The 25,714-nt window shown below is 41.9% G+C and carries 10 protein-coding genes; 6 read left to right on the plus strand and 4 right to left on the minus strand.

Annotated features, from left to right (window positions below; translation table 11 throughout):
• The first annotated feature begins 2 nt into the window (after positions 1 to 2).
• Positions 3 to 734, plus strand: coding sequence for a 16S rRNA (guanine(527)-N(7))-methyltransferase RsmG (gene rsmG, locus ACHZES_RS14490; protein ID WP_395547271.1), 732 nt, complete (start codon positions 3 to 5; stop codon positions 732 to 734).
• A gap of 84 nt (positions 735 to 818) precedes the next feature.
• Here rsmG and ACHZES_RS14495 read toward each other — a convergent pair whose 3' ends face one another.
• The gene (locus ACHZES_RS14495) at positions 819 to 1,766 is read right to left on the minus strand and encodes an alpha/beta fold hydrolase (RefSeq protein ID WP_038284582.1); all 948 of its coding nucleotides are present in this window, start codon (positions 1,764 to 1,766) and stop codon (positions 819 to 821) included.
• Positions 1,767 to 2,111: 345 nt separating this feature from the next.
• On the opposite strand from ACHZES_RS14495, the gene ACHZES_RS14500 reads away from it, so the two are divergent.
• The 3 genes from ACHZES_RS14500 to ACHZES_RS14510 are packed head-to-tail and all read left to right on the plus strand — an operon-like array spanning position 2,112 to position 4,360.
• A complete protein-coding gene (locus ACHZES_RS14500) occupies positions 2,112 to 2,882 on the plus strand; it encodes a ParA family protein (protein ID WP_025230638.1) in 771 nt (256 codons plus the stop codon).
• A gap of 2 nt (positions 2,883 to 2,884) precedes the next feature.
• Positions 2,885 to 3,829 carry a ParB/RepB/Spo0J family partition protein gene (locus tag ACHZES_RS14505; protein WP_154526266.1) on the plus strand — a complete coding sequence of 315 codons (945 nt, stop codon included), beginning with the start codon at positions 2,885 to 2,887 and terminating at the stop codon, positions 3,827 to 3,829.
• Positions 3,830 to 3,853: 24 nt separating this feature from the next.
• Complete coding sequence (locus tag ACHZES_RS14510) at positions 3,854 to 4,360, plus strand: DUF4446 family protein (protein WP_395547270.1); 507 nt, start codon at positions 3,854 to 3,856, stop codon at positions 4,358 to 4,360.
• A 71-nt stretch (positions 4,361 to 4,431) separates the two neighbouring features.
• Here the strand turns inward: ACHZES_RS14510 and coaW are convergent, their stop codons facing one another.
• Positions 4,432 to 5,298, minus strand: a complete 867-nt coding sequence (coaW, locus tag ACHZES_RS14515; protein WP_395547268.1) for a type II pantothenate kinase — start codon at positions 5,296 to 5,298, stop codon at positions 4,432 to 4,434.
• A gap of 519 nt (positions 5,299 to 5,817) precedes the next feature.
• Between coaW and adhE the strand changes: the two genes are divergently transcribed.
• Positions 5,818 to 8,433 (plus strand): bifunctional acetaldehyde-CoA/alcohol dehydrogenase, encoded by a 2,616-nt coding sequence (gene adhE, locus ACHZES_RS14520; RefSeq protein ID WP_154526306.1) that lies wholly within the window; start codon positions 5,818 to 5,820, stop codon positions 8,431 to 8,433.
• 57 nt (positions 8,434 to 8,490) lie between these two features.
• Here the strand turns inward: adhE and nudC are convergent, their stop codons facing one another.
• Both nudC and ACHZES_RS14530 read right to left on the minus strand, forming a co-directional pair.
• Complete coding sequence (gene nudC / locus ACHZES_RS14525) at positions 8,491 to 9,333, minus strand: NAD(+) diphosphatase (protein ID WP_395547267.1); 843 nt, start codon at positions 9,331 to 9,333, stop codon at positions 8,491 to 8,493.
• A gap of 173 nt (positions 9,334 to 9,506) precedes the next feature.
• Positions 9,507 to 10,088 (minus strand): biotin transporter BioY, encoded by a 582-nt coding sequence (locus tag ACHZES_RS14530; RefSeq protein WP_395547266.1) that lies wholly within the window; start codon positions 10,086 to 10,088, stop codon positions 9,507 to 9,509.
• A gap of 241 nt (positions 10,089 to 10,329) precedes the next feature.
• Between ACHZES_RS14530 and ACHZES_RS14535 the strand changes: the two genes are divergently transcribed.
• The gene (locus ACHZES_RS14535; RefSeq protein ID WP_395547265.1) at positions 10,330 to 25,617 is read left to right on the plus strand and encodes a doubled motif LPXTG anchor domain-containing protein; all 15,288 of its coding nucleotides are present in this window, start codon (positions 10,330 to 10,332) and stop codon (positions 25,615 to 25,617) included.
• The last annotated feature ends 97 nt before the right edge of the window (positions 25,618 to 25,714 follow it).

The following is a 25,714-nucleotide window of genomic DNA, read 5'->3' on the forward strand; positions in this document are numbered from 1 at the left end:
ATATGACAGGATCATTTGAAGAGAGTCTCCGAGAAGAATTGAACTTATTATCCATTGAATTAAAAGAAAATCAAATAAATCAATTTTATGAATATTTTCAATTATTAGTAGAATGGAATAAATTCATGAATTTGACTGCAATTACAGAAATGGATGAAGTGATCACAAAGCATTTTGTTGACAGTTTATCTCTGATAAAAGCAGTAGATGAGATCGGAACAATGAATTATAGAATCATTGATGTGGGAACAGGGGCCGGATTCCCTGGAATACCATTAAAGATTGCATTTCCTGATTTAAAGATAACATTGATGGATTCTTTGAATAAAAGGATAAACTTTTTAAATGAAGTCATCATTCGTTTGGGGCTTGAAAAAATAGAGGCCATCCACGGGAGAGCAGAAGACCTGGGAAGAGATCCTCTTCATCGGGAGCAGTATGATCTTTGTGTTTCCAGAGCAGTTGCTAATCTTAGCACGTTATCGGAATACTGTATGCCTTTTGTAAAGGTTGGAGGTTATTTTATTCCATATAAATCTGGAAAGATTGAGGAAGAGCTGGGAGCGGCAAAACATGCCATATTCTTATTAGGCGGAGGGGTAAAAGAAGTAAAGACCTTTTTATTGCCAGGAACAGATGCAGAACGTTCATTGGTTAAGATAGCTAAGAATAATGGTATCTCTAAAAAGTATCCAAGAAAAGCAGGTTTACCATCTAAAGAACCCTTAAAGTAAAATGTTTCACGTGAAACATCCTTGAGCAGTTATTCTGCATTGACGAAGTGAATGTTTCACGTGAAACATTTTTTGTATTATTAATTAAACGAAGAACATTTGAATAGCGCGATATAGTTCAAATGGATTTTCTAATTGAGGAAGGTATTTGGAGTTACTAACCAAAGAACTTTCAATAGCCGGATTATATATCTGGTATTCCCGAATCAATTCATCAATATTTTCCATTTCACATCCCCCAATGATATAAATACTGTTATTGATTTTCTTTAAGGCATTTACAATGTTACACTTAGTATAATTACATCTCACGCTTGCATATAAGGATTTTGGGGAATCTCCCAAATGAGCTGATTCATAATAAGCATCAACCAGTGAAGTATTAACTGAATAGGGGTTAAAATAATTATTGGAAAGTTCTTCCATAATTGTTTGTTTACTGGTAGCAATGTGATAGAGCAGTGTTCCCAAAATAGGCAAGTCCAAAATAAATTTATAAGCTCTCCCATGTTTGTTCGGAATCTGACTGCATGTCAGTAAGGAATCGGGATTAATCAGCATAATCTGATCAAATAATTCTGGTGACTGATTGCAGGCCATGACAGCAAGGGGAGATGAAGAGCCGGATGCGATGACATTGGTACGATGTCCAATTTCTGATTTTACAAAGTCAGAGATCATCTGAACATAAAGATAATTTGTATAAGTCAGATCCGGTTTTTCAGAGCGTCCGCATCCCAGAAGATCTATGGTGTATACGGTATACTGTTCTTTTAAATAGTTTACCATCTGATTCCATTCATGTCCGCTGGAGCAGGTAGTTAAGTCGTGTATGAGTAACAGTGGCTTACCAGTTCCTGCTTTTGTATAGTGAATGTTACCGAATCGCCACTTATAGCAAAGGGCTTTAGAATCAGATAATACGTTCTTGGAGGTGGCGGAATATTTAATACATTTATTAATGATAGCAGTGGTGACAGCTGTACTGGCTGATAGAATTAGCAAGGTCAATAATTTGTTCTTTGTCTTCATACAATACCTCCTGAAATAGGTTAGTCTTTTCTTATTATAATATAATCAATATGGACTTACAACGTCTAACATATTAATTTATTCTTAAAACTTGGAAAAACCTGACAGAATTACAATAGAAACCTGGTAAAATGTTTCACGTGAAACATTTTTTATATTTTATAGATTTTTTTTACAGGAAACCATAGGAAAAAAAAATAAAGTATGCTATACTCTACTTTGAACTGCAATTTCCGGATGTTGTTACAGGGAAAGGTTGAAAAAGAACATTTTTCAACCTTGAATTTATGAATCAACTGGATAAGCAAGCATATCCGATGGATTCATTAGGAGGCAAAATTAAAAATGGGAAGAATCATTGCGATAGCAAACCAGAAGGGCGGAGTTGGTAAAACGACTACCGCAATCAATTTATCTGCTTGTCTGGCTGAATCAAGACAGCGGGTATTGGCTGTGGATTTTGATCCACAGGGAAATGAGACCAGCGGACTGGGAATCGAAAAGAGTTCCATTGAGCGAACCGTATACGATCTGCTGGTAGGAGAGTGTGAAATTGAAGAATGTTTGATCACTAATGTTCAGGAAAACCTGGATTTGCTACCTTCTAATGTGGATTTAGCAGGTGCAGAGATCGAATTATTGGAAATTGAAAACAAGGAAACACTCCTCAAAACATATCTTGAAAAAATCAAGAATCACTATGATTTTATTATCATAGATTGTCCTCCGTCATTGAATCTATTGACAATTAATGCCTTAACAGCTGCAAATACCGTATTGGTGCCAATTCAATGTGAATATTATGCATTAGAAGGATTGAGCCAGGTATTGAAAACGGTAAATTTGGTAAAAAAGAAATTGAATCCTGCACTTGAGATGGAAGGTGTGGTTTTTACCATGTATGATGCCAGAACAAATTTATCTCTGGAGGTTGTTGAGAGCGTTAAAAACAATTTAAACCAGAATATCTATAAAACCATTATACCCAGAAATGTCAGACTGGCAGAGGCTCCCAGCCATGGAATGCCGATTAATTTATATGATTCCAGATCAGCGGGAGCGGAGAGCTACCGGTTGCTGGCGGCAGAAGTAATAAGCAGAGGAGAAGAGATATAACTATGGCAAAGAGAACGGGTTTAGGAAAAGGTCTTGGAGCAATTTTTGGAGATGAAGTAATGGAATCTGCGGCAGAGGAACAGGAAAAGAAAAACCATCCAAAACCGGAGCAGGTAAAGGTAAAAGCAGAAAAAAAAGAAGAGGAACCGGAAGTCGGAAGAGAGATGTTCCTTAAATTATCCTCCATTGAACCGAACCATAATCAGCCGAGAATGGAGTTCCGGGAGGAATCCCTCATGGAATTGGCGGAATCTATGAAGGAATATGGTGTTTTACAGCCACTTTTAGTACAGAAAAAAGGGGATTTCTACGAAATTATCGCCGGTGAGCGCAGATGGAGAGCAGCGAAACTGGCAGGTTTAAAAGAAGTACCTGTGGTGATCCGGGAATATACAAAGCAACAATCAATGGAGATTGCATTGATTGAAAATGTTCAGAGAGAAGATTTGAATCCCATTGAAGAAGCTAAGGCTTACCAAAAGCTGATGCAGGAATTTGGATTAAAGCAGGAAGAAATCGCAACGCGGGTGGCTAAAAATAGGGTAACCATAACCAACAGCATGCGTTTATTAAAGCTGGAGAATAGAGTCCAGGATATGCTTATTCAGAACCAAATTACAGGAGGACATGCCAGGGCACTTCTGGCTGTTGATGATCCGGAATTGCAATTTCAAATTGCAGGAAGGATCGTCGCTGAAAATCTCAGCGTCCGTGAAGTGGAAAAGCTGGTTAAGTCCTTGTCAAAGAAAAAGGAACCAAAGGAAAAAAAGGAAGAGGATGAAAGTATTTTCCTGATTTTCAGAGAATTGGAAGACCGGATGAAAACTGCTATGGGAACGAAAGTAAGCATCAATCGGAAAGATAGTAATAAAGGAAGAGTGGAAATAGAGTACTATTCTGAGGCAGAATTGGAAAGAATAGTAGAGTTAATAGAATCCATAAGATAACATCATGGAAGCGAGGACGAAAGAATGGACAACAGTATTTTGAATCAGTTGCCGGTTGACCCTGCTTTTTTAATCATCGGATTAGCTGTAATTACCATGATATTACTGATCGTTGTAATCATATGTCTGGTTCAGATGAGAAAGCTTTATCGCAGATACGACTATTTTATGAGGGGGAAGGATGCAGAAACCCTGGAAGAGATTATTATGGAGCAGATGGAAGATATTGCGGAATTAAAAGCAGAAGACCGCTCAAATAAAGATTCTCTTCGAAATACCAATAAGAATTACAGAAGTGCTCTCCAGAAATTCGGACTTATAAAATACAATGCGTTTAAAGGGATGGGCGGAAACTTAAGCTTTGCAATGGCTATCCTCGATTATACAAATTCCGGTTTTGTTTTGAATTCCGTTCATAGCCGGGAAGGATGCTATGTTTACATCAAGGAAGTGGAAAGAGGAGAAACGGATGTTTTGCTTGGAAGCGAAGAGAAGGATGCTTTGGAGCAGGCATTAGGATATCATTCATAAAAAACCAGGTACGGCAAAAGCTGTACCTGGTTTTTTTACAATAGTAAAATTAATTTTAGTTTACAATAATATTATAAAGGTATTTTATCGGAAGGATATACGATCTGTCTCATTTCCATATGACGTTCCTCTGTAAGGGCAGCTCCGATGGCAGTGCCGTATTCGGCCTGATCCGGTAAAATGAAATGGACATGAAACATAGTCTCAAGAGATTGAAAAATGCCTTTGCACTGAGGGAATTTTGCAAGATTCCCGGTCATGACAAAATTGGATATATTGCTGTTAAGGGAAGATAAAATAGCGGATTTTCCAATAACCTGAAGCACCATATTAATGATTCCGGCAGCAATGTCTTCGTCGGATACAAGGTTGCGTACCTTGCCGAAGTTAGAGGCTGTGGCAGAAAGAGGAAGGCCTGGAAGGGCCGTTTTTGAAATATCCTGTATCTGCAAATCAATGTTGCTTATATCTCCCCTGCTTGCCAGTTCCATGATCTGGGAGATATCCTGGGTTTTTAGAAGAAGACTTGAAAGGCCGAGGATGGTTCCGCCTCCGATGCCGATTCCTCCGGTATGGATAATCTTATCTCCGTTTACCTGGACAAGAGAGGTTCCTGTTCCCATGCTCACGACGATTAAGTCGTTAAGCCCTGTAAAGTATTGTCCTCCCAGGCCGTTGCAGGTGAATTCATCTACCTTATAAGTAGGAATTCCATATAAAGGCTGGTCTACGTATGCACTGCCAACCCCTGTGATCATAATCTTTTCAATTTCATTCAACTGGATGTTGTTTTCATAGATGAATTTTCCAAGCGCTCCAAACAGAGATGCAATTGGATTATCAGCTTTAACAAAGGTAGGAATTTTTAATTTATTATCTTGAAATCCTACAATTTTAGTGGTACTTCCTCCAAGATCAATTCCAATTGTAATTTTCATAATTTTAAAATCCTCTTATTCTTATATATAAAACAATATAATCGTACCTGTTAGAGAATCATATTTAAGGTAACATAATTATATTCCCCCACAAATAATCTTGCGGTTACAAGGCTTACTATATCATACATGATGCGCATTGCCAAGTTTTTAAATCCGTCCAAAGTTCCTATATCATACTTTTTTCTTAGAATAAACAAGGAAATAGGTGCTCAGAATATTACTTATCTGAACTTGTAGCGAAAGTAAAGCTAAAAAGGCTGTTTTCTAGCCCGTCTATCCGGTTATTGAAAAGGTTTTTTGAAAAGAGCTGAGCACTCAGAAGAAATATCAGGTTAAATTTATAATATAAGATTTGAATAAAAAATAGCTTGAACTATGTTTTTTTTTGTAAAATATAACATTGACAAAAAAATAACAATAACATATAATGAGATTACGATACATCGTTAAAAAAATATCGATATAAAAATATCTATTTAACTATTTAACATATTTAAAAAATGGAGGAAAGTCATGATGGCAAAGAAAGAAGAACAGGTAAGAGTACCTGAGATCATTGATAGTGTAGATGCCCTGATCGCAAAGATGGAAGCCATGAGAGAGGCTCAGAAAGTATTTGCTTCCTTCACCCAAGAACAGGTGGATAAGATCTTTTATGAAGCAGCTAGTGCTGCCAACAAGTTAAGAATTCCTCTGGCAAAGATGGCCGTAGAAGAAACCGGTATGGGTGTTGTAGAAGATAAGGTCATTAAGAACAACTATGCTGCAGAATATATTTATAACACATATAAAGATACCAAGACCTGCGGTGTGATCGAAGAAGATAAAGCATATGGCATTAAGAAAATTGCAGAGCCAATTGGTCTGATTGCGGCAGTTATTCCAACCACAAACCCGACTTCAACTGCTATTTTCAAGACACTGATCAGCTTAAAGACCAGAAATGCTATCATGATTTCCCCTCATCCCCGTGCAAAGAATTCTACCATTGCGGCTGCAAAGGTGGTTCTTGATGCCGCTGTCAAAGCCGGCGCACCGGAAGGAATCATCGGCTGGATCGACGTTCCTTCTTTGGAACTGACCAATGAGGTCATGAGAAGCGCGGATATCATCTTGGCAACCGGCGGCCCTGGAATGGTGAAGGCTGCGTATTCTTCCGGTAAACCAGCCCTTGGCGTTGGTGCAGGCAATACCCCTGTAATCATTGATGATACGGCAGATATTAAGATGGCAGTCAGCTCCATCATTCATTCCAAGACCTTTGATAATGGTATGATCTGTGCTTCCGAGCAATCTGTAACAGTACTTGAACCTATATATGATGCGGTTAAAAAAGAGTTCGCAGCAAGAGGATGCTATTTCCTGAAAGAAGATGAACTGAATAAGGTTCGTAAGACCATTATTATCAACGGAGCATTAAATGCCAAGATCGTAGGCCAGAAAGCCCACACCATTGCTAAGCTTGCTGGCGTGGATGTTCCTGAATCCGCAAAGATCCTGATCGGTGAAGTTGAGAGCGTTAATATTGAAGAAGAATTCGCACATGAGAAGCTGTCACCGGTTCTGGCTATGTATAAAGCTAAAACCTTTGATGAGGCTATTGAGAAGGCAGAACAGCTGGTTGCTGACGGCGGTTACGGACATACCTCTTCACTCTATGTAAATGTAAATGAAAAGGAGAAAATGGATAAGCATGCAGCGGCAATGAAGACCTGCCGTATCCTGGTGAATACTCCATCTTCTCACGGCGGAATCGGCGATATTTATAACTTCAAGCTTCAGCCATCCCTGACTTTAGGCTGTGGTTCCTGGGGTGGAAACTCAGTTTCCGAAAACGTTGGGGTAAAGCATTTGCTGAATATTAAGACCGTTGCTGAGAGGAGAGAGAACATGCTGTGGTTCAGAAATCCGGAAAAGGTTTACTTTAAAAAGGGTTGTATGCCAGTCGCACTTAGCGAATTAAAGGATGTATATAACAAAAAGAGAGCATTTGTAGTAACGGACTCCTTCCTTTACATGAACGGCTATACCAAACCAATTACAGATAAATTAGATGAAATGGGTATTGTATATACCGTATTCTCTGATGTCCAGCCAGACCCGACCCTTGCAAATGCCCAGGCAGGAGCAGCGGCTATGAAGGCATTCCAGCCGGATACCATTATCGCCTTAGGCGGCGGTTCCGCTATGGACGCAGCCAAAATCATGTGGGTGATGTATGAGCATCCAGAGGTAGATTTCCAGGATATGGCTATGCGCTTTATGGATATCCGTAAGAGAGTCTATACATTCCCTAAAATGGGTGAAAAAGCTTACTTTGTGGCAATCCCAACTTCTTCCGGTACCGGTTCTGAGGTAACCTCATTTGCGGTTATTACTGACCAGGAAACAGGGGTAAAATATCCTCTTGCAGACTATGAATTAATGCCGGATATGGCTATCATTGATGCAGACAACATGATGAGTCAGCCTAAGGGACTTACAAGCGCTTCCGGTATTGACGTTATGACTCATGCATTAGAGGCTTATGCTTCCATAATGGCTTCTGATTATACAGATGGTCTTGCACTTAAGGCAATGAAAAATGTATTTAACTATCTGCCTATCGCATACAATGACGGAACGAATGTAGAAGCTAGATGTAAAATGGCAGATGCTTCCTGCATGGCTGGTATGGCATTTAATAACGCATTTTTAGGTGTATGCCATTCCATGGCTCATAAATTAGGAGCTTATCATCACCTTCCACACGGTGTTGCAAATGCCTTGCTGATCACCTTGGTTATGGATTTCAATGCTTGTGAAGTTCCGACAAAGATGGGAACCTTCCCACAGTATGAGTATCCTCATACCCTCGCAAGATATGCAGAGTGTGCACGTTTCTGCGGCATCGAAGGCAAGGATGATGCAGATCTGCTTAAGAAATTCATTGCTAAGATTGAGGAATTAAAGAAGACTGTTGGTATCAAGGCAACCATTAAGGAATATGGAGTAGATGAGAAACACTTCCTGGAGACTTTGGATGAAATGGTTGAAAATGCATTTGATGACCAGTGTACAGGTGCAAACCCAAGATATCCTCTTATGAGTGAGATCAAGGAAATGTATTTAAAGGCTTACTATGGTAAATAAGTATAAATAAGTGGAAAAAGGCCGTACCCGAATCCCGGGTCGGCCTTTTGTTTTATTTTATATCACCTTTCCGTTTTTGAAGAGAAGGATCATTTCATGAGTCAGACTTAAATTGGTAAAATCATCAGGGATATCCTCAGGGGCCATCCAGACTGCTGTGGATAATTCTGTTTCATCCAGGTGAACCTGTGGAGAACCATCCAGCTCGGCCCAGTATCCGACTAAAATGGAATCGCTGAATCCCCATGGCTGGTTTTTGTAATAGCGGATGTTTTTGACCCGAAGTCCTACTTCCTCCATTACTTCCCGGTTCACTGTTTCTTCCAGGGTCTCCCCGAATTCTGTATAGCCTGCGATCAGGGCATACCGGGTATATTCCCTTCCGGCATACTTAGTCAGCAGAAGCTTTCCGTTATAAGTGACAGCCACAATGACTGCTGGAGCAATCTTTGGATAAACGGTATTACCGCATGAGGAACAGACCATGGACCTTTCCTTCTTGCTTTTCATCATTGGAGAACCACAGCAGCCGCAGAACCGGTTGGAGCCGTAAAAGCGGTGGAGCTGTTCTGCAGAAATAGCTGCAAAAGACACCCACATGGGCTTAAGATCCCTTATGATGCTTGTTTCGTAAAAGATAAGAGAATCTGTTTCTGTCAGGGTGACTACGGTTTCATCTATAAGAAAAAAATCCATCTGGTCAATAGAAAAAAGATAGTCAGAGCAGGACATAGCTTCCTTGCTCTGGCTTTTTAAGTTTGCAAATTGAGGGATTTTTTTAGTATCCTTATGGTCAAGGAGTAGACGGCCATCCTTGAAGTAAAGAAAATAGCTGTCTATGCCAGGTGTTTTTATATGAAATTCGTTATGGAAAACATGGGGAAAAATATCCTGAATCATCTGTAAGTAACACCGTTCAGTGAGCCGAAGGGTAACTGAACTTCCTTTCTGATTATTTGTATTGGAGCATTGTAACTATTTTAAGTTTCAAAATGTTTCCTGTCAAGACATAAGGAAATGTTAACGACAAAAAGCCGGCGCTTTTATGGGCGCCGACCGATCAAGAATCTTTATTATTGCTGTGAAACGGCCTTTCGAATAGGAATTCCGGTGATAACAGCAATCACCGTAAGGATAATGTCCTTGGGAACAAATGCCACTATGGAATAGGAAAATACGGCTGATACCGACATATCTCCAGATAATGCGGCCCATTGAAGGCCTCCTATGGCTTCATCTAAGAGGGTACCAATAATTGGGAGCAGAAATATAAGGATCGTGTTTAAAAGTTTACTGCCGGTTTTCGGCCTGATGCCGCAGAGGAGCACCATAATAAGCCAGCCCCATTTGTAACCGCCGGTAAGATCCAGCAAGAATTGGATGCCTCCACGAAAGTTTGAAAAGACCGGCAGGCCCACAGCACCTAAGAGGATGTAAATAAGAGTTGATAAAAAGCCAAGCCTCCATCCTAACACAGTTCCTATAAGTGCCACTCCAAAAATTTGGATGGTAATGGGAACCCCTGTTGGCATGGGGATAGATAATTGGGAAATTACGGCAAGGACAGCCGCAAACATCCCAGTCAAGACCAGTTCTTTTGTCGTTATCCGGCTTGCGGATGAGTTCTTTGTTTGAAATGATTTTACTGTATTCATGAGATCAGACTCCCTTATATAGTATAAAATTCTATTGGAATGGTAACATATGTTAGGTCTATTGTCAACCTAAAATAATAACTGGTTAACAATGCGAAATGGTTACAAAGAAATTTTTTTAAATCCAGGAAAATATAACCAAACTGTAACCAACAGAAGATATACTGAATAAATAGAAAATACAGCTTCTAGCTTATCAATAGATTTTAACTTAAGATAGAAATGAATAGGAGGATAAAGTATGAAAGGTGCAGTGAAGAAAGTGCATCGCCTAAAAAGGGTAATTGCCTGGTTGCTGACAGCTGCGATTGTTTCAGGAAATATATCGCAGCTTACAGTTACTACCGCATATGCCTCAGAGACTGCAGAACGAAGAAGTATAACTTCGTCCAATGCAGGGAAAGCATCTCCGTCGGAAGCAACTCCGTCCGAAGCGGCAAGGATCATTGACGTCCAAGTCACTCAGTCAGCAATTGAAAAAGTTCTAAAAAAGGATTTTGACAGAAGACCGGAATTAAGGGAAGATCTGATCCCTTTTGAAGGGGATCAAAAGGATTTGATCATAGGAAAATTATATGAAGAGCTGGAGGGAAAGACTCTGGTGCTCCAGAAAAAAGTTGGAAAAGCCATGTACTTGGTGGTGGTATCCGATACCTTGGAGGGAGAACCGTTTTTCGAGGCCGATAAATCCGAACGGATCAAGCAGGAATCAATCCTTAAGAATATTCAAATTATTGGTGTAAATGGTTATAAGGACCGGGACTGTGAATTCAGACTGCGAATCATGGGCGATGACTTAATGATCACAGATGCACAAATGGAAGAATTTGCGGTGATAGGGGAAAGTTCAAAAACTTCCGCACAACCATCCTCAAAGGGGAAACAGTCCGGAAATTCCGGGAGCTCCGAAAGTGCCGGGACCAAGGAAACAACTGCTGTAACAGAGGAAGAGACCAAAGCTCAGGAGACGGCTGCGGAAGAAACTAAGACCCAGGAGACCGAGGCTCAGAAAAACAGTGAGACGGAAGAAACACAAATCCAGACAGAGGGTGTGAAAGAGTCTGAGACGGAAGAACATTCCAGGGAAGCCGTAGAGAAGTCCGAGGATACAGTCAAAGACGGAGATTCCAATTCTGAAAGATCCGAAGAAGATTTTTCTGTAAGCAGCCTGGATATTAATGGAATTTCAGTATCAAGGCATGAAGTTCCTGTGCTATTCAGTACTGTAAATACACGGGCAACAGCTTCTGAAGCAGACGTTGATGATTCCGGCCAGGAAGAGGCTGATCTTGTTTCTGTAGGGGATACAAAGATTCTGTCTGAAGAGGAGCGGGCCGCCCTGATGGGAACGGATGTGGCAACTTTAAATGGTGAGGAAAAGAAGATAAATCTATTCTCATTTCTCAGCCAGCCATCCTTTGGCATGGTAGTTCACAGCTATGGAATGACCCTTTTGAGTACAGAGGTAGACAGTGAAGGAAAGCTTAGTCCTTATGAAACGGCTTTGACTTATTATGGTCCAGATGCTGTGGATAAGAAGGAAGCAGTTGAAGTAAATCTGTCACAAAGCAAAACCGGTACCATAAAGGCAGGAATTTTATATACCTATACCGTCACCTATACTATGCAGGCAGCCCCTCTGTATGAATATGCTGCAGGAGGAAAGCTCTCCCTGTTTGACTCCTATGAGAATGCAAAAATTCTCTTTACTGTACCTGACGGTATTACCATAGAAGAACAGCCTGGAAAAATAAAGCTGATATCTTCTGATGGTGAGGGAAAGGTTTATGAAATCAGCGTAGGAGATGAGCAGAATGTAATCCGTCCAGGCAAATCAGACAGTATAACTATGAATGCTTTTATTGACGGAAACGGAAAAAGAGCGGTTGGTGAAGATTTTACACTCCCTCAGGACAGTGTGGCCTTCTATGCTGACGTTAAAGTAGCAGATAAGACAGATAAAGAACATGTGACTTATCCGGGAAATATTGAAACAATTACTTATGCGGAGCAGCCGGCGGACACCACATTGACTCTTGTGTCCGATGATGCATGGCATATTAAAAAGAGTGTAAGTCCTTCAGCTAACTCTTATACGGTGGTAAAAGACAACGCAGGAAATCCTAAATATGTGGACATTACCTATTTGATTGAAGTGGGTATGTACGGCGGCTCCGGTGATATATCCAGACAGCCAAATGGAACCATTTACCAGACCTATGGCCGTACCGGGTTTAAGGAGAATTCTTATAAGATAACAGACTCTCTTAAGATCCTCACGGAACATGCGCCTGAGGCTATGAAACCAATTTCTGTTACAGCCAAATGGGGAGACGGAACCGATGTCCGGGTGATAAACAATGAGGATGGGTCTATTACTATTGATCAATTTAAAACCCAGGGGCAAAATGGGGCGGACCACATTTATGTATCAGACCAGGCACCTACCTACAGCTCCTATCTGGTGACAGCCCGATACCCTTATGAACCGTTTTTGCTTAAATACAATGATGAACGTATAGGGAACAAGACCGTATTTACAGTGAACAATAAGGCTCATTTGGAATATGTAAAGCTGGGAACTGATCAGCTGGTGACAGAAGATTCTGATGTGAATGTTGCAGTCCATGAAGTCAACAAGCCGGCAGTTATTAAGATAAAGAAGGAAATTGACGAGGGTCTGGGCTATACTCAGAAATATGGAACGACCATGGAAAAGGAATATCCCGGGATGGCTGGTTTTGAAATCTACTCCCTGGATTCAGATAACAGCCAGACGCCATATAACAATTATACGGTCATAGACAGTAATAGTCAAAAAATTAACAATAAAAATATTGTAGTTAACCCTTCAAACGAAGAAACGGAAATCGGATATTACAAGACGGGGGACGATGGCTACATCCAGATCCAGGTGGATCCGGGAACCTATGTGATCAAAGAGAAGTCAAATCCTGTTGGAACCCAATTCAGTTCTGCAAAGGTGGGAACAAGTGATGTTGCCAAAGGAGATGATATTAAGGTTACTTTAAAGGCCGATGAAAAGGCAGAGGTCACGGTAATAAACGAAGTCATTGGAAAAGGAGCCATTGAGTTTTACAAAAAGGCCCGTGACTGGAACAGTGCAGATCTTAGTGAAGCTGATTTAGCTGCTTTGGCTGGAGCAGAATTTGCTCTTTGTCAGAGAAACGAAGCTGGAAATCTTACAGAGGTTAAAACTGTAAAATCAGATAACACGGGATATGTATTATTTAAACCTGTTACGCCTGGCAATTACATTGTGAAGGAAAAAAGTGCCAATGGTTATATCCTTGACGATTATGAGTATGAGGTGACCGTAGAGGCCGGTAAGACATCACCCTTAAAGACCGGGAATAACTTCCTTGTCAACACGTTAAATAAAGCAAGTGTAAATGTGACAAAGTGGATGCAGGCTGATAACGGTAATTATATAAAAGTACCGAGCGCCTACAGTGGGGACTTTAATGATAAGTTCTGGTTTGAGAAGAAGGTGGGAGACGCATGGATAAAGGTAAACATTGGCTCACAAACCACCTACTCTCTTGATCAGAGTCAGTTTACTGCGACTCTTCCTGTTCGTGATGGAAGCAACAAAGTAATTGAGTACCGCGTCGTTGAGGAAGTTCCTGATGGATATTCCGACGGAAATGGAAACAAAGACGGTTTTTCACAGGAAACAAAGGATAATAAGACTTATATTTATAAGACCTTTTCCCTTGAAGCTTTAAAGATGACTCAGGTAGATTTGAAAAATAATAAGGGCGGTACCTTAAAGCTTCAAAAGGAAACATGGTCCATTAACAACAAGAAGTTGGATAAGAATGCTTCCAAAAGTGGATTTCAGTTTAAGCTTTATTATAAAGAAGGGGATAGCTTTACTGAAGTATTGCCAACAAGGGACTATACGACTGATCGCAATGGAGAAATTCTGGTAAAAGGCCTTGATGTAACCAAGGAATACTATTGGTCTGAGATCAAAGGAAGTGAAAGGCTGGAAGCAGAGGATCCTGCTAAAACGGTTATTTCAGGAAATCAGATTTTCATTGGACCTTATAAGGTAAATAGAGAAACTGATGCTACTGTAAAAGCTTTTAACATTCCTCAAAAGATTCCTTACTGGCTTTATAAGTTTGATATCACAAATAAAGATAACCCGATATCAGCACAATTTAAAATTACAAGAGATGCTGATAAGACAGTGGTTTTCAATGGTACGGTATCCAATAAGGGAACATACGTAATTCTTGATCCTGGAACAGACTATACCATTGAGGAGACAAAGGCTCCTGATAATTTTGAAAAAGGAAAAGACATTAATTTTAAAACTCCAAATGGGCCTGTTTTAAAAGCAGATCTGGAACAGTGGTTTTCCGAGGGAAACAAGAAGACCCAGACCATTGAAAATAAACCATATAAATCCGTTTCCATCAAGAAGACACAATACGACGCAGGCGGAACGGCAAATCTCAATGCAGAAATAACGTTTGACGTCTATGTAAAGAATGACAGTAACTTTGAACATGTAAGAAGTTTGGTATCCAGTGTTCCGACTCAGCTTGCTCCTGGAGAATATTACTTTAAGGAAGCTGTTCCAAGCGATAATATCAATCCTTATTACCTGCTTTCTGAAGCTGAGAGAGCAGAAGGTACCCACTCAGGTAATCCTGGTTATGTGATTTCAGGAACCGATGTATATTATGGACCGGTCACCATAACCGCAGCAACTACAAGCAACGAGAAGAATCTGGATCTCTATCTGGCAGGTACCAAAAAGCCATTAGAGAATTATAAGGATCATGGAGAAGTCAGGGTTACGAAAAAAGATGCTTTGAGGGATATCACAGTGAACGGGGCAGTATTTGGTATTTTCAAAGCGGATGAGTTTCATGTAGATGAGTGGGAAAAGAGCATTAATAATCCGATTCAGACAGTTACCACAAGTGGAAGCGGTCAGGCGACCTTTGACAGCACAAACCTTAAGATCTTCGATGCCAATGGAAAAAGGATTGCCTATGTTATTGCTGAAATTACACCGCCGGATGGATATCTTCCTTCTCATGAAGTCTTAACTACTACTTTAATGGAAGGCAAAATCATCACTACAGTCAATGGGGATACAAACGGAAGCCCGCTCGTTATCAAGAACGAACCCAAGCTGACCATCCGCACCCAGAAATATTGGAGGGATGAATGGAATTATCAATTCTATCCAGTAGATCATGTTCTTGGAAACGTAAAACTGGCTCTCTATAAGGTAAATGCTGACGGGATCACAGCAGATTATGTGAAGTCAGAGAATACCAATACCTATGATGGAATTGCAACCTTCTATGATATTAACCGGAATGATACCTACTATGTGGTTGAGGTGAGGGTTCCCACCAAGGAAGAGACCGGCTTTGATTTTGATTTGAATATGAAAGATAAAACACCTTTGGCAGAAGGTAACGTAGAACCGCCAATAACCCTTTCTGTTTCAGAATTAGCAGCAGGTAAGTACAATGCAGTGAAATATACGGGTAAGGATCTTACAGAAACAGCGGATTCTTTAATCCAGAATACTGATCCACTTTATAACCATAAACCATGGGTTCAGTTTAATATATTAAAAACCTGTGATGGAAAGGCATTTGATGGAACTTCCCATACGGCTGAAAAAGTCAATGGAGCTAAATTCACCCTTTATAAGATGAAGGGGGATGAAAAAGATCTGTCGGGAATCCGTTTAGATGATTTGGCTAATGAAAACCTGTTTGAGAAGGTAGATGGTTATGAGAGCGGCACCCGCATCAATCCGAAGACAGGAAGCAGGGCGGATGGAGAATTTGACACCGCAATTTTGGAAAACGGTAAGGTATACTGGTTGGTCGAAGAAGAGGCAGCACCAGGATATCAGCTATCAGGAGGACGTCAGATCGTAGCAGTATTTGCTCCAAAAGACTCCGGTTATTCAGGATATAATGAAATGCTCCATCTATATGAGAACGGCCGTAATGAACAAATCGCTGTGGTAAAAAATCAGCATGGTGACGGTCTGGGAGGTCTTGATGCATACTATTTCCAGATCGCATTAAACAAATGGTTAAAGGATGATGGAAAGCCGAATGAAAAACCAACGCTGTTAGGCGGAGCCAAATTCCAGATATGGCTTCTGGATCCGGATAGTAAAGAAAAGCTGCTTCCTGTAGAGGTAGTTGAAACTGGTCTGGAATCCGACCGTGAGAACAAAACAGGCTATGCCCTTTCCAAGATGATCCGCATGGGAGAGCTTGAGGCTGCGCTTGAAAGCAAGGGATATGATAAAAACAGTATAGAAAGGATCCTTAAACTTGAGAATGAAAATGTAAAAGCTCTCTTTGGACTGGAAGAGGTATATGCGCCTTCTAAGATCCAGATGGATCCTACCCTTCATTACCTGGAAGTGACGATTCCAAAAAATAAGGATATCATAGATTCCCAGTATTTTTGGGAGCAAGGAAAATCTGAGGATTTCCGTCTGATAAACACAGTGCTGGAACAGTATCCGGTAACTCTTGCAAAATACGGATACGTACCGAGTACTGGAACCTTTGGCAAAACGGATGAGGAATTGGATGCCCTGAAAATTGACAGAAAACCTTTAAGCGGCGTTCAATTTGAAATTTGGCAGTATCAGTGGTCAAACGGCAGTTACAGCTATGTAGAGATCGGAACTTATACCACGGAAAGCAATGGCCAGGTAAAGATACCCAACGGCTTAAAAGCAGGGCGGTATAGGCTAAAGGAAATCCTGACAGATGACCAGCAGAAGAACTATCTTACCATGTATACCGGCGAGAACGACCTTTGGAGATACTTTACAGTAGGAAGCACTCCTTCCACTGTAAACGTTTATAACCCAGAGAAGCCGAATCTGGTAATTGAGAAAACCACCTGGGCAGGAAATCCACTCATAGGCCTTGATGGAATCACCTTTACTATACAAAATCAAGGCAGCGGTAAGATGTTAGCAGCTACCACGAAATTAGAGAACGGAAAATATACTGCCGGCTTTCATAATCTGGACAGCGGCATTTACACCATTAATGCGGAAGTCTTAGGAAGCGAAGCGGCAAAAATTGTGACCAGCGGATATTTTGAAAAAGCGTCAGTGAATGTGGGATATAAGGCAAAAGCGGATGGAGAAAAGGTAACCCTTGTTCCAGTAGGAAACGACGTGAAAGGAAAGCTGGCAACCGCGGCAGTTAAGAACCCACGTCTGGCTGATCTTATCATTCATAAGACAGATGCAGAAACTGATGCAAGTGGTTCTGGCATGGCAGGTGCTTCCTTTAGCGTGGAGTACTTGAAGTTCCGTTCCGGTACGGATTTAATCAAAGGAGTTCTGCAGAATGTAACGGCTGAAGGCTATAAGAAACCAGATCAGGGCTTTAAGGCTAAGGGGATCCTGACTGATAATAAAGACGGTTCCTATACCATGAAGGGATGTGAACCTGGTTGGTATCGGATCACCGAACAGAAGGCCCCGTTTGGCTATACCATTGACACTCAGCCAATAATCGTAGCTGTAGTGGGAGATATGGCAGGCGGATACGAAGGCACGGTCTCTGTGACCATTGAAAACAGAAAGAAAGCACAGCTGACTGTAACCAAGAAGCTGTTCTTTGGTGAAGGGTTCAAAAATGATGAGAATATTGCTGATAAGCTTCCGGCCGAAGTCGTATTTGATATTTACACCTATTCCAATAATGCTTATAAACAGGTGTTAGATGAAAACAGCAAACCGGTTCAGGTAAAGATACAAAGTTTTGCGGCTCAGGATGGTTATTACACGGCAAAGGGAACGGTACTTCTTCCTCAGAAGCCGGTGGGCGGCGCCTATTATTTAAAGGAGCATGAAAACACTGACTGGATGCTTTCGGCATTAAACGTGGAAGATAACGGTACTCTTCAGGCAGACGGTTATATCAAGGTAGGCGGAGTGTCTGATTTTACCTCTCAAAACCCGGTATCCATTACGGTGAACAATCAATATGCCAAGGCAAAGATACGCTTGAACAAAGTGGATGGAGTGGATCAGTTAAAGAAACTAACGGGAGCTGCCTTTAAGCTTTATTCAAATCCGGAACTGACAAAAGAGGTAGGAGATTTCACAGAGATAGGGCAAAGTGGAGTATACGAAATCATTTTTTCCACCAAGGTTTATAGCCCCGGAACCTATTATATAAAAGAAGTGAATGCTCCTGCAGGCTATATTGCGATCACAACGGCTATACCGGCGGAAGGCCTGGCAGCAGAAACAGGAAAAACAACAGAGATTACCGTGCAAAATCAGGGCGGTATTGATTTACAGATTACCAAATACAGTGGAAACGGCGGTTCAGAATCTCTTAAATCAGGAATCAGCTTTGAACTTTACAGAAAATCTGAAGCGGGTACCTGGACTTATGTTACAGAAGGAACTACTGATTCCCAAGGGAAGCTTTCCTTCCGGGGGCTTGATCTTCCAGCAGGGGATTCCTATGGGGTTTATGAGGTTACGAAGAAGGAAAATGGCTTCGAAACATTCCACATGGCTTCTTTTGAAGGGGAGACGGGAACCATCCTTCCCACGACCGCAGATGTGGTAAAGAACGGTGAAACGAAAGTCGGTCTTGATCTTTATGTTCTGACTGGAAATAATACCGTTACTCCGGGAGTATATGGCTTTAAGGCTCATAACCAGGAAGCACTGCCTTTAAGACTCATTAAGAACGATGTAAATAAATCGGATAATCCTGGAGGCTCCGTTGCCGTATTCATGAAGATAACGGAAAAGGAAACAGGAAAACAGGTTGGAGATCTGGTTGCCGTACCGTACGGAGAAACTGGAATTACGGTGCCGCTGTTACCGGGAGTCTATGTCATTGAAGAAACGGCAGTGACCCAGAACAGCCAGGGTTATGTAATTAATAAGGATGACACCAGAACCATTTACAGGGAAGAAGTAGAAATTACAAAGGGCATGATTCCAAAGGCTTGTGAATTTACGAATGTAAGACAGAAGACAGGAGTAACACTGGATAAAACATCTCTCACAACCACATTAAAGGATTTATGGTGGAATGAGGGGCAGACAGTGACCTATACCCTGACCCCTCATGTGGTCAACAGCATACCTTTAGACCGGTTTGTAATAACGGATACGGGCTTAAAGATGTTAGATGCAGAAAAATCAGTGCTTTCGGAGGCTGATTACACCTACGAAAAATATACGATCACCGGAGTGAAGCCGGGGAAAGCCACGGAACAGAACCGCATCAAGGGCGCACAAACAGGCACCATTATGGCTGATGTTACCTTCTATGATTTTAACGGAAACCAGGTGGGAGAAGTACAGAGTGTTGCGGTATCCGGTGACGGAGAGATCGGTCTGTTAAAACCGGTAAGCGGTAAAAAGGTGAAATCCTTCCAGATCAGCTACCGGGATGACACCTTAAAAGGCTCTACGGATAACCATTATGTCCTTGGAAATGATTTTGTACCGGGAGGCATAGAGGTTACAGTAAAATTGAACCGACAGGATGCAAAGCTGCCCGACGGAACCTATAAGAAAGAAATCAAATATATCCGCAACGTAGCCGATGTGGCTATGGACTTTAGAAAGTGGGATATTAACGGAACGTTGGTTCAGAGTCAGGAAAAGAACCAGGCAGAAAAGGAATGCGATATTCAGGTTGTTCAGAGCCAGGCGCCGACTATTTCGGTAAAAAAGAGCGTTGATCCCATTAAAGGTATACAACCAAGTGATACCCTGACTTACACACTTTATGTTAAGAATGATACCACAAGCAATGATCCTGATATTGTACCGATGCAAAAGCCTATTCTCATTGACTATGTACCTCTTGGAGTTACGGTGTCAGGGGAATCTGCAGGTGAAAACCGCTTGCTGAAAGCTGTAACTTTAAAGGATGCTCCCAAGGGGGTTGCCATTGAAAGCACGATTAAAAAGGTTGATGATGATACCGGACGGGAAACTCTGTTCATTAAACTAAACGGAGCCCTGGAAAAAGGTGAATCAGTTACCGTCGAAGTAAAAGCACAGATTGCGGGGAGCATTATAAATTACGGAAAGAACATTCTCAATGAACTTTATGTTACCAGCGATGTTTTGCAGCCTGCTTTTTCATTAAACCAGACAGGTGCTTCCTTTATGATAAAAACGGATTCAGGCAGCAAATGGCCCAGTCCGGATTTGCCAAAGGGTGTACTGCTTCCGGATGAAAAGTACCGCGGCTATGGCTATGCTTCGGATTCTGCGGAAAACACCATGAGCACCGGTACGGGGCTGGTCCTCCATAAGGAGGTAAAAGGAAACTTAGACACTAGATACGTATCAGGTACGACAGTAGGAACCGTGGAAAAGAGTGCGGATGATACAGATCTAACAAGTTCAAACGGCAGTGTATTATATCGGCTCATGGCAAACAATGATTCACCCAGCAATTTTATCACCCAGCTGCAGTTCATGGATATTCTTCCGGTGCAGGGGGATTACAGTACCGGCGGTTTTGACCGGAAAAGTGACTACCGGCTGAAGTATGTTGGAATCGAGTCCATTGACATTGAAAACAGAAAGGATAATGATCCAGAACGGAAGGTCTCGGGCTTTAGTTATGAAGTGACTTACTCTGATAGGATATTTAATAATGCGGCTACAGCAAAAGCAGGTAAGGATTCCATGCTTAACGATAACCATGACGGATTCTGGAACGTAGGCTCCAGCGATCCCACAGCGATCCGCATTAAGATCAAAGATTCCAAATTCTATCTGGCTCCAGGAGAAAATCTGGTAGTGACCTATGAAACGGTAGTTCCTTATACTGAAAAAAAGGATCTGGATGACGTGGCCTACGGATATGCGGTCAATGACTTTGCAACCGCCTATAGCTATAAGCAAAACTTATCAGATGTATCAGAGATTAAGTTCATCCAAGCGCAGACCAGCAATGCGGTTCAGGTAGTTCTGATTCCTGGAAAAGTAAAGGTGTCAGGTCGGATATGGATTGACGATAACAATAATGGTATCCAGGATGAGAGCATTGAAAATGATCATCTTCTTACGGATCTGCTTCCGCTGCTTCAATCCCAATATTTTAAGGTCAGTCTGCTGAAGTACGGCAAGAACGATTCCAGTAATAAGGATGGTACGGTAGGATTAAACGATGCCAGATTCCTTTTTGACGATTTGTATCCTGCAAAGCCTTTTGGCATCACAGGATCGGAATTTACCAAGGAACAGGAAAACAGCTGGTACAGCAATCAGTCCTTACTCGTATCAAAGTTAAAGGGTGACGATCCTGCTCATTACCAGATTTTTGTGGAAACCAAAGATATGCCAATGGGATATGAAGATCTGGTGCTTAAGTTGGCGAAACCAACCATGCTTTCCTCCGGGCAAAGTAATCAGGAGGCCGGAAGATCAAGACTTCCTGAGACTTTAGAAAAGTATGGAAGTAATTACGAGGAGAGCCTTGACAGTAACTTTAAAGAGGTTAAGGGTTCTTATGCTTCGGAAGACTTCTTCTTATGGTCAACGGGAGATGATTATGATAAGACAAAAGATATTGGCTTTGTGCCATTTAGAAATGTAACAGTTAAGAAGACAAATGAAGCCGGAAATCCGGTAGAGGGTGCTCATTTCAGCGTATATGGCCCATATACGAACGAAGAGATGGCGGCGTTTAAGAAAAATGGGATTAAGAATTCGGAAGTGCTTGGAAAACCGGTTGCTCAGGGCAGTACGGCTCTGGCCGGTACGGATGCTATTTGGAGTGCAGGTGAGCTTCTCTATTACCGGAATTATATCGTTGTAGAAGATGGGGCACCTGTGGGCTATGAGGTTGACAATGCACAGTCCGGCGATATGGTTCCTATGGATTCCTATCAGGTAAAGGGTCAAAAGGCCTGGGAGCTCCTCAGTAAGGAATTTAAGACAGCTGGAAACCCAATACCAAGCGTTATTACGGTTAAAAACGGATATGTGTCCGGAAGTCTGGAATTTACAAAGCTGGATGGATTGACGGAAAAGGAGCTTGGCGGAGTAACCTTTAAGATTGATAAAAAGGATGTTGCAGTAGAGGATGCCTGGAAGGCATTTAAAGAGGCCATGAAGGCAGATCCGCAATCCATGGGAGTGACAAGTGTAAAGGAGACAGAAAGTGCAGTAGAATTTGAGGTGGTAACCGGTAAAGTAACACTTACCGGAATCCCATACGGAACCTATACTCTGTCAGAAACCCAGGTGCCTGATGGATACGATATCACAAAGAAGCAGGCTGATATTGAATTCCGGATTGAAACCAACGGGCAGAAAGCAGTGCTATCTGGTCTTGATGGAAACATTATTAAGAATACCAGAACCGAATACAGCTTAAGCCTTAAGAAGGCGGATAATGCAGGCAACGACATGGTAGCCGGAATAAAGTTCGCCATAACCGGTCCTGGAAAATATGAAAGCAGTTCATGGATCCCGTTTAGTAAAGACACATTTAAGTTAAATGATCCGTCTGAAAGCGGATATGAAGTAAAACAGACCAATGAAGAAGGCCTCATCACCTGGAATCTGCCATATGGAGATTACAAAATAGAGGAGGTTGATGCAGAGGGCTATGAAACAGTAGAACCATTCTACGTAAGAATTGATGTAAATGGAACCGTTTCTCTGTTAAATGGGGAAGGACGAAGCGAGCTCACTTTAAGCAGCTCAGAACAGAACCAGATCAACCTGATTGTAAAGAATGTGATCAAAACCGGATCTCTTGACTTAGAGAAGATCGACGGAGAAACAAGTAAGGCCATCAGGGGAGCACAGTTTGAGTTAAGCGGAACCTCTGTGATAGACGGAGCATTTACCGCTTATCAGAATCATGTGACCGGTCTGGGAGTATCCATGGTATCAACAGGAAACGAGGATGGAAGACCTTGGATCAGATTCCAGGTAGATGGAACCAAAGATTCGATGAAAGGTCTTCTGACACAGATCCCATACGGCAGCTACACCTTAAAGGAGATCAAGGCGCCGGAAGGATATTTATTCAGCAACGGAAGTGAATGGGCTAAAGATTTTAACATTGAAAGTGCCGAAGGCATCAACCTGACAGGAAGCAATGGAATCATCAATATGCCTCATGAGCTGAACATTGAAAAACGGGATCAGATGACAGAAGAAATACTGCCTGGTGCAGTGTTTGTGCTGATGACCACAGACGGAAAGTATGTGGCTCTGGATGAAAACAACTCTTATACCGGATTAAAGGATAGTCAGGCGGAAGGTACTGCATTTACTACCGGAAGCGATGGAACGGTTACTGTAAAACGTCTCCCGGCAGGAAATTATGTTTTAAAGGAAATCGAAGCGCCTGCAAACTATGGCGTATCTGCTGACAAGGAGATTACCGTGCTCCAGTCCGGCAATACAGAAACCGTGATGGTATATGATGTGAGGAATAAGGCCAAAATACGTATCAACAAGGCTGCATCCCACAACCATGAGATGAGACTTGACGGAGCGGTATTTGAGATTTACTCCAACAAAGACTTAACAGCACTTGCAGGCACCATGACAACTGGAAATGGCGGCATTGGGGAATCAGAAATGCTTCCTTTGGGAACCTATTATGTGAAGGAGCAAAAAGCCCCTGCCGGTTATGAATTAAGCAACAGAGTATATGAAGTGACACTTACCAGTGAAAGAGAGGCTTACACGGTCCAGGCAGACGGAAATGATTTCGTTACCGATGATTATGGAACCGGATCTCTGGTATTTGATAAGGTCGACAGTTTAACAGGTGAAACGCTTGCATCCGCCAGATTCTCCCTGACAAGGAAGGAAGCGGAGGTAGACGGAGCCTTTGAACATTTTGCAGAAAGCTTAAAAAATAAGAGCCAGGATGAGCTGGAAGCAATGGGAATGAGCAACATTGAGACTGATGACGGAAAAATCCGCTTTACGGCGGCAAACGGTCATGTTGATATGAAGGGAATCCCATATGGAACGTATACTCTTAAGGAAGAAATGGCACCAAAGGGCTACTTGAGCCTTAATGGAAAGGCAGAATTTGATTTTACTATTACAGAGAATCAGAGGGCAGCTGATCTTGGAAACGGCAATGCAGTAGTCAATGAGCGGGCTCAGTTTGAACTTCAGCTTAAGAAAGCGAATAATCTTGGAAACAGCATAAGCGGAATCCAGTTTGAGATCTTAGGGCCAGGACGGTATGAAGAAAATGGAGTCTTATCAATTTTTGGAGCCAACCGGTTTAAGACTGATGCGGACGCTGACACCGGATTGTTTACGACCGGCAAGGACGGGACCATTTACCTGGGACTGAAGCACGGAGATTACCGGATCAGGGAAATCTCTTCCGACCGGTATGATTTCATTGAACCGTTCTATATCAGAATTGATAAGGAAGGTAAAGTAAGTATCTTAAAGGATAACAGCAATGCGGTGACGGTTTCAAATGAATCCCTTGTGACCATTGCTGTGACGAATCAGATCAGCACTGGAAATCTGGAAATGGAAAAGGTTGACAGTGAAAATACCGGAAAGAGGCTTGAGGGAGCAGAATTTGTGCTGACGAACCTTTCTACCCTGGTTCCGGGAGCATGGGACAGTTACCGCAATCAGGTGGCATCAGAGGGTGCTTCCTGGACGGCTGATCAGGTGGTGGGAAATACCATAACCTTTGTGCTGAACGGAAAAGGGGTTATTACGAACCTGCCATACGGCACTTACCGACTGACTGAGAAAAAAGCACCGGATGGATACCTTCTGGGAACGACTCCATGGACCGTAGAGTTTACCATCAATGACTCTAATAAGGAAATTAGGTATACCAAACCAGGGCTGTTTGAAAAAACAAATGGTGCGATTGAGAATATGCCGTCAAAGATCACGGTGGTAAAAACCAATGCAGTCTATGCGGATGTGAAGTTAAAGGGCGCCGAGTTTATCTTAAAAGCTTCTGACGGAAGATATGTGAAGCTGGATCAAGGGTCCTTTGCCGGATATACGGACGATAAGGCGGCAGCAGGAAGGTTTGTAACTGACAGCGACGGGCAGTTTGTGATAAAGAGGCTGCCAAAGGACACCTACACCTTCATCGAGACAAAAGCTCCGGCCGGATATTATGTTAACAATAATATAGCGCCTGTGACATTCGATGGAATCAATAGCTTTACCATTACCATTCAGGATGTGAAAATCAAAGGCAGCGGAGGCTCATCAGAAGGGCCTTCCGGAAAGGATAACCCAGGTGGTCCGGGTGAAACGGTAACGATTGTGCCAGACCCAGTGCCACTTGCAGACTTACCCAGTGGAGGATCCGTGGATCTATTAATTGTTGACGACGGAAATGTACCCCTTGCCAATCTGCCTAAGACAGGTGACCGGCAGAATTCCGCCGGTAAGGTGATGGTCGCTTTGTCTGGATTCATGATGGCTCTTTATGCAGCACTTAGCAAAAAGAAAAAAGAAAATTAAAAAAATAAAGGAAATCTGTTTATTGACTTTATTAAATGAACTTGTTATAATTTTTTAGAAGTTATAACAAGGCAAAGGGGCCGGAACTTAGAAAAGT

Source organism: Lacrimispora sanguinis (assembly GCF_044987295.1).
Lineage (GTDB): Bacteria > Bacillota > Clostridia > Lachnospirales > Lachnospiraceae > Lacrimispora > Lacrimispora celerecrescens_B.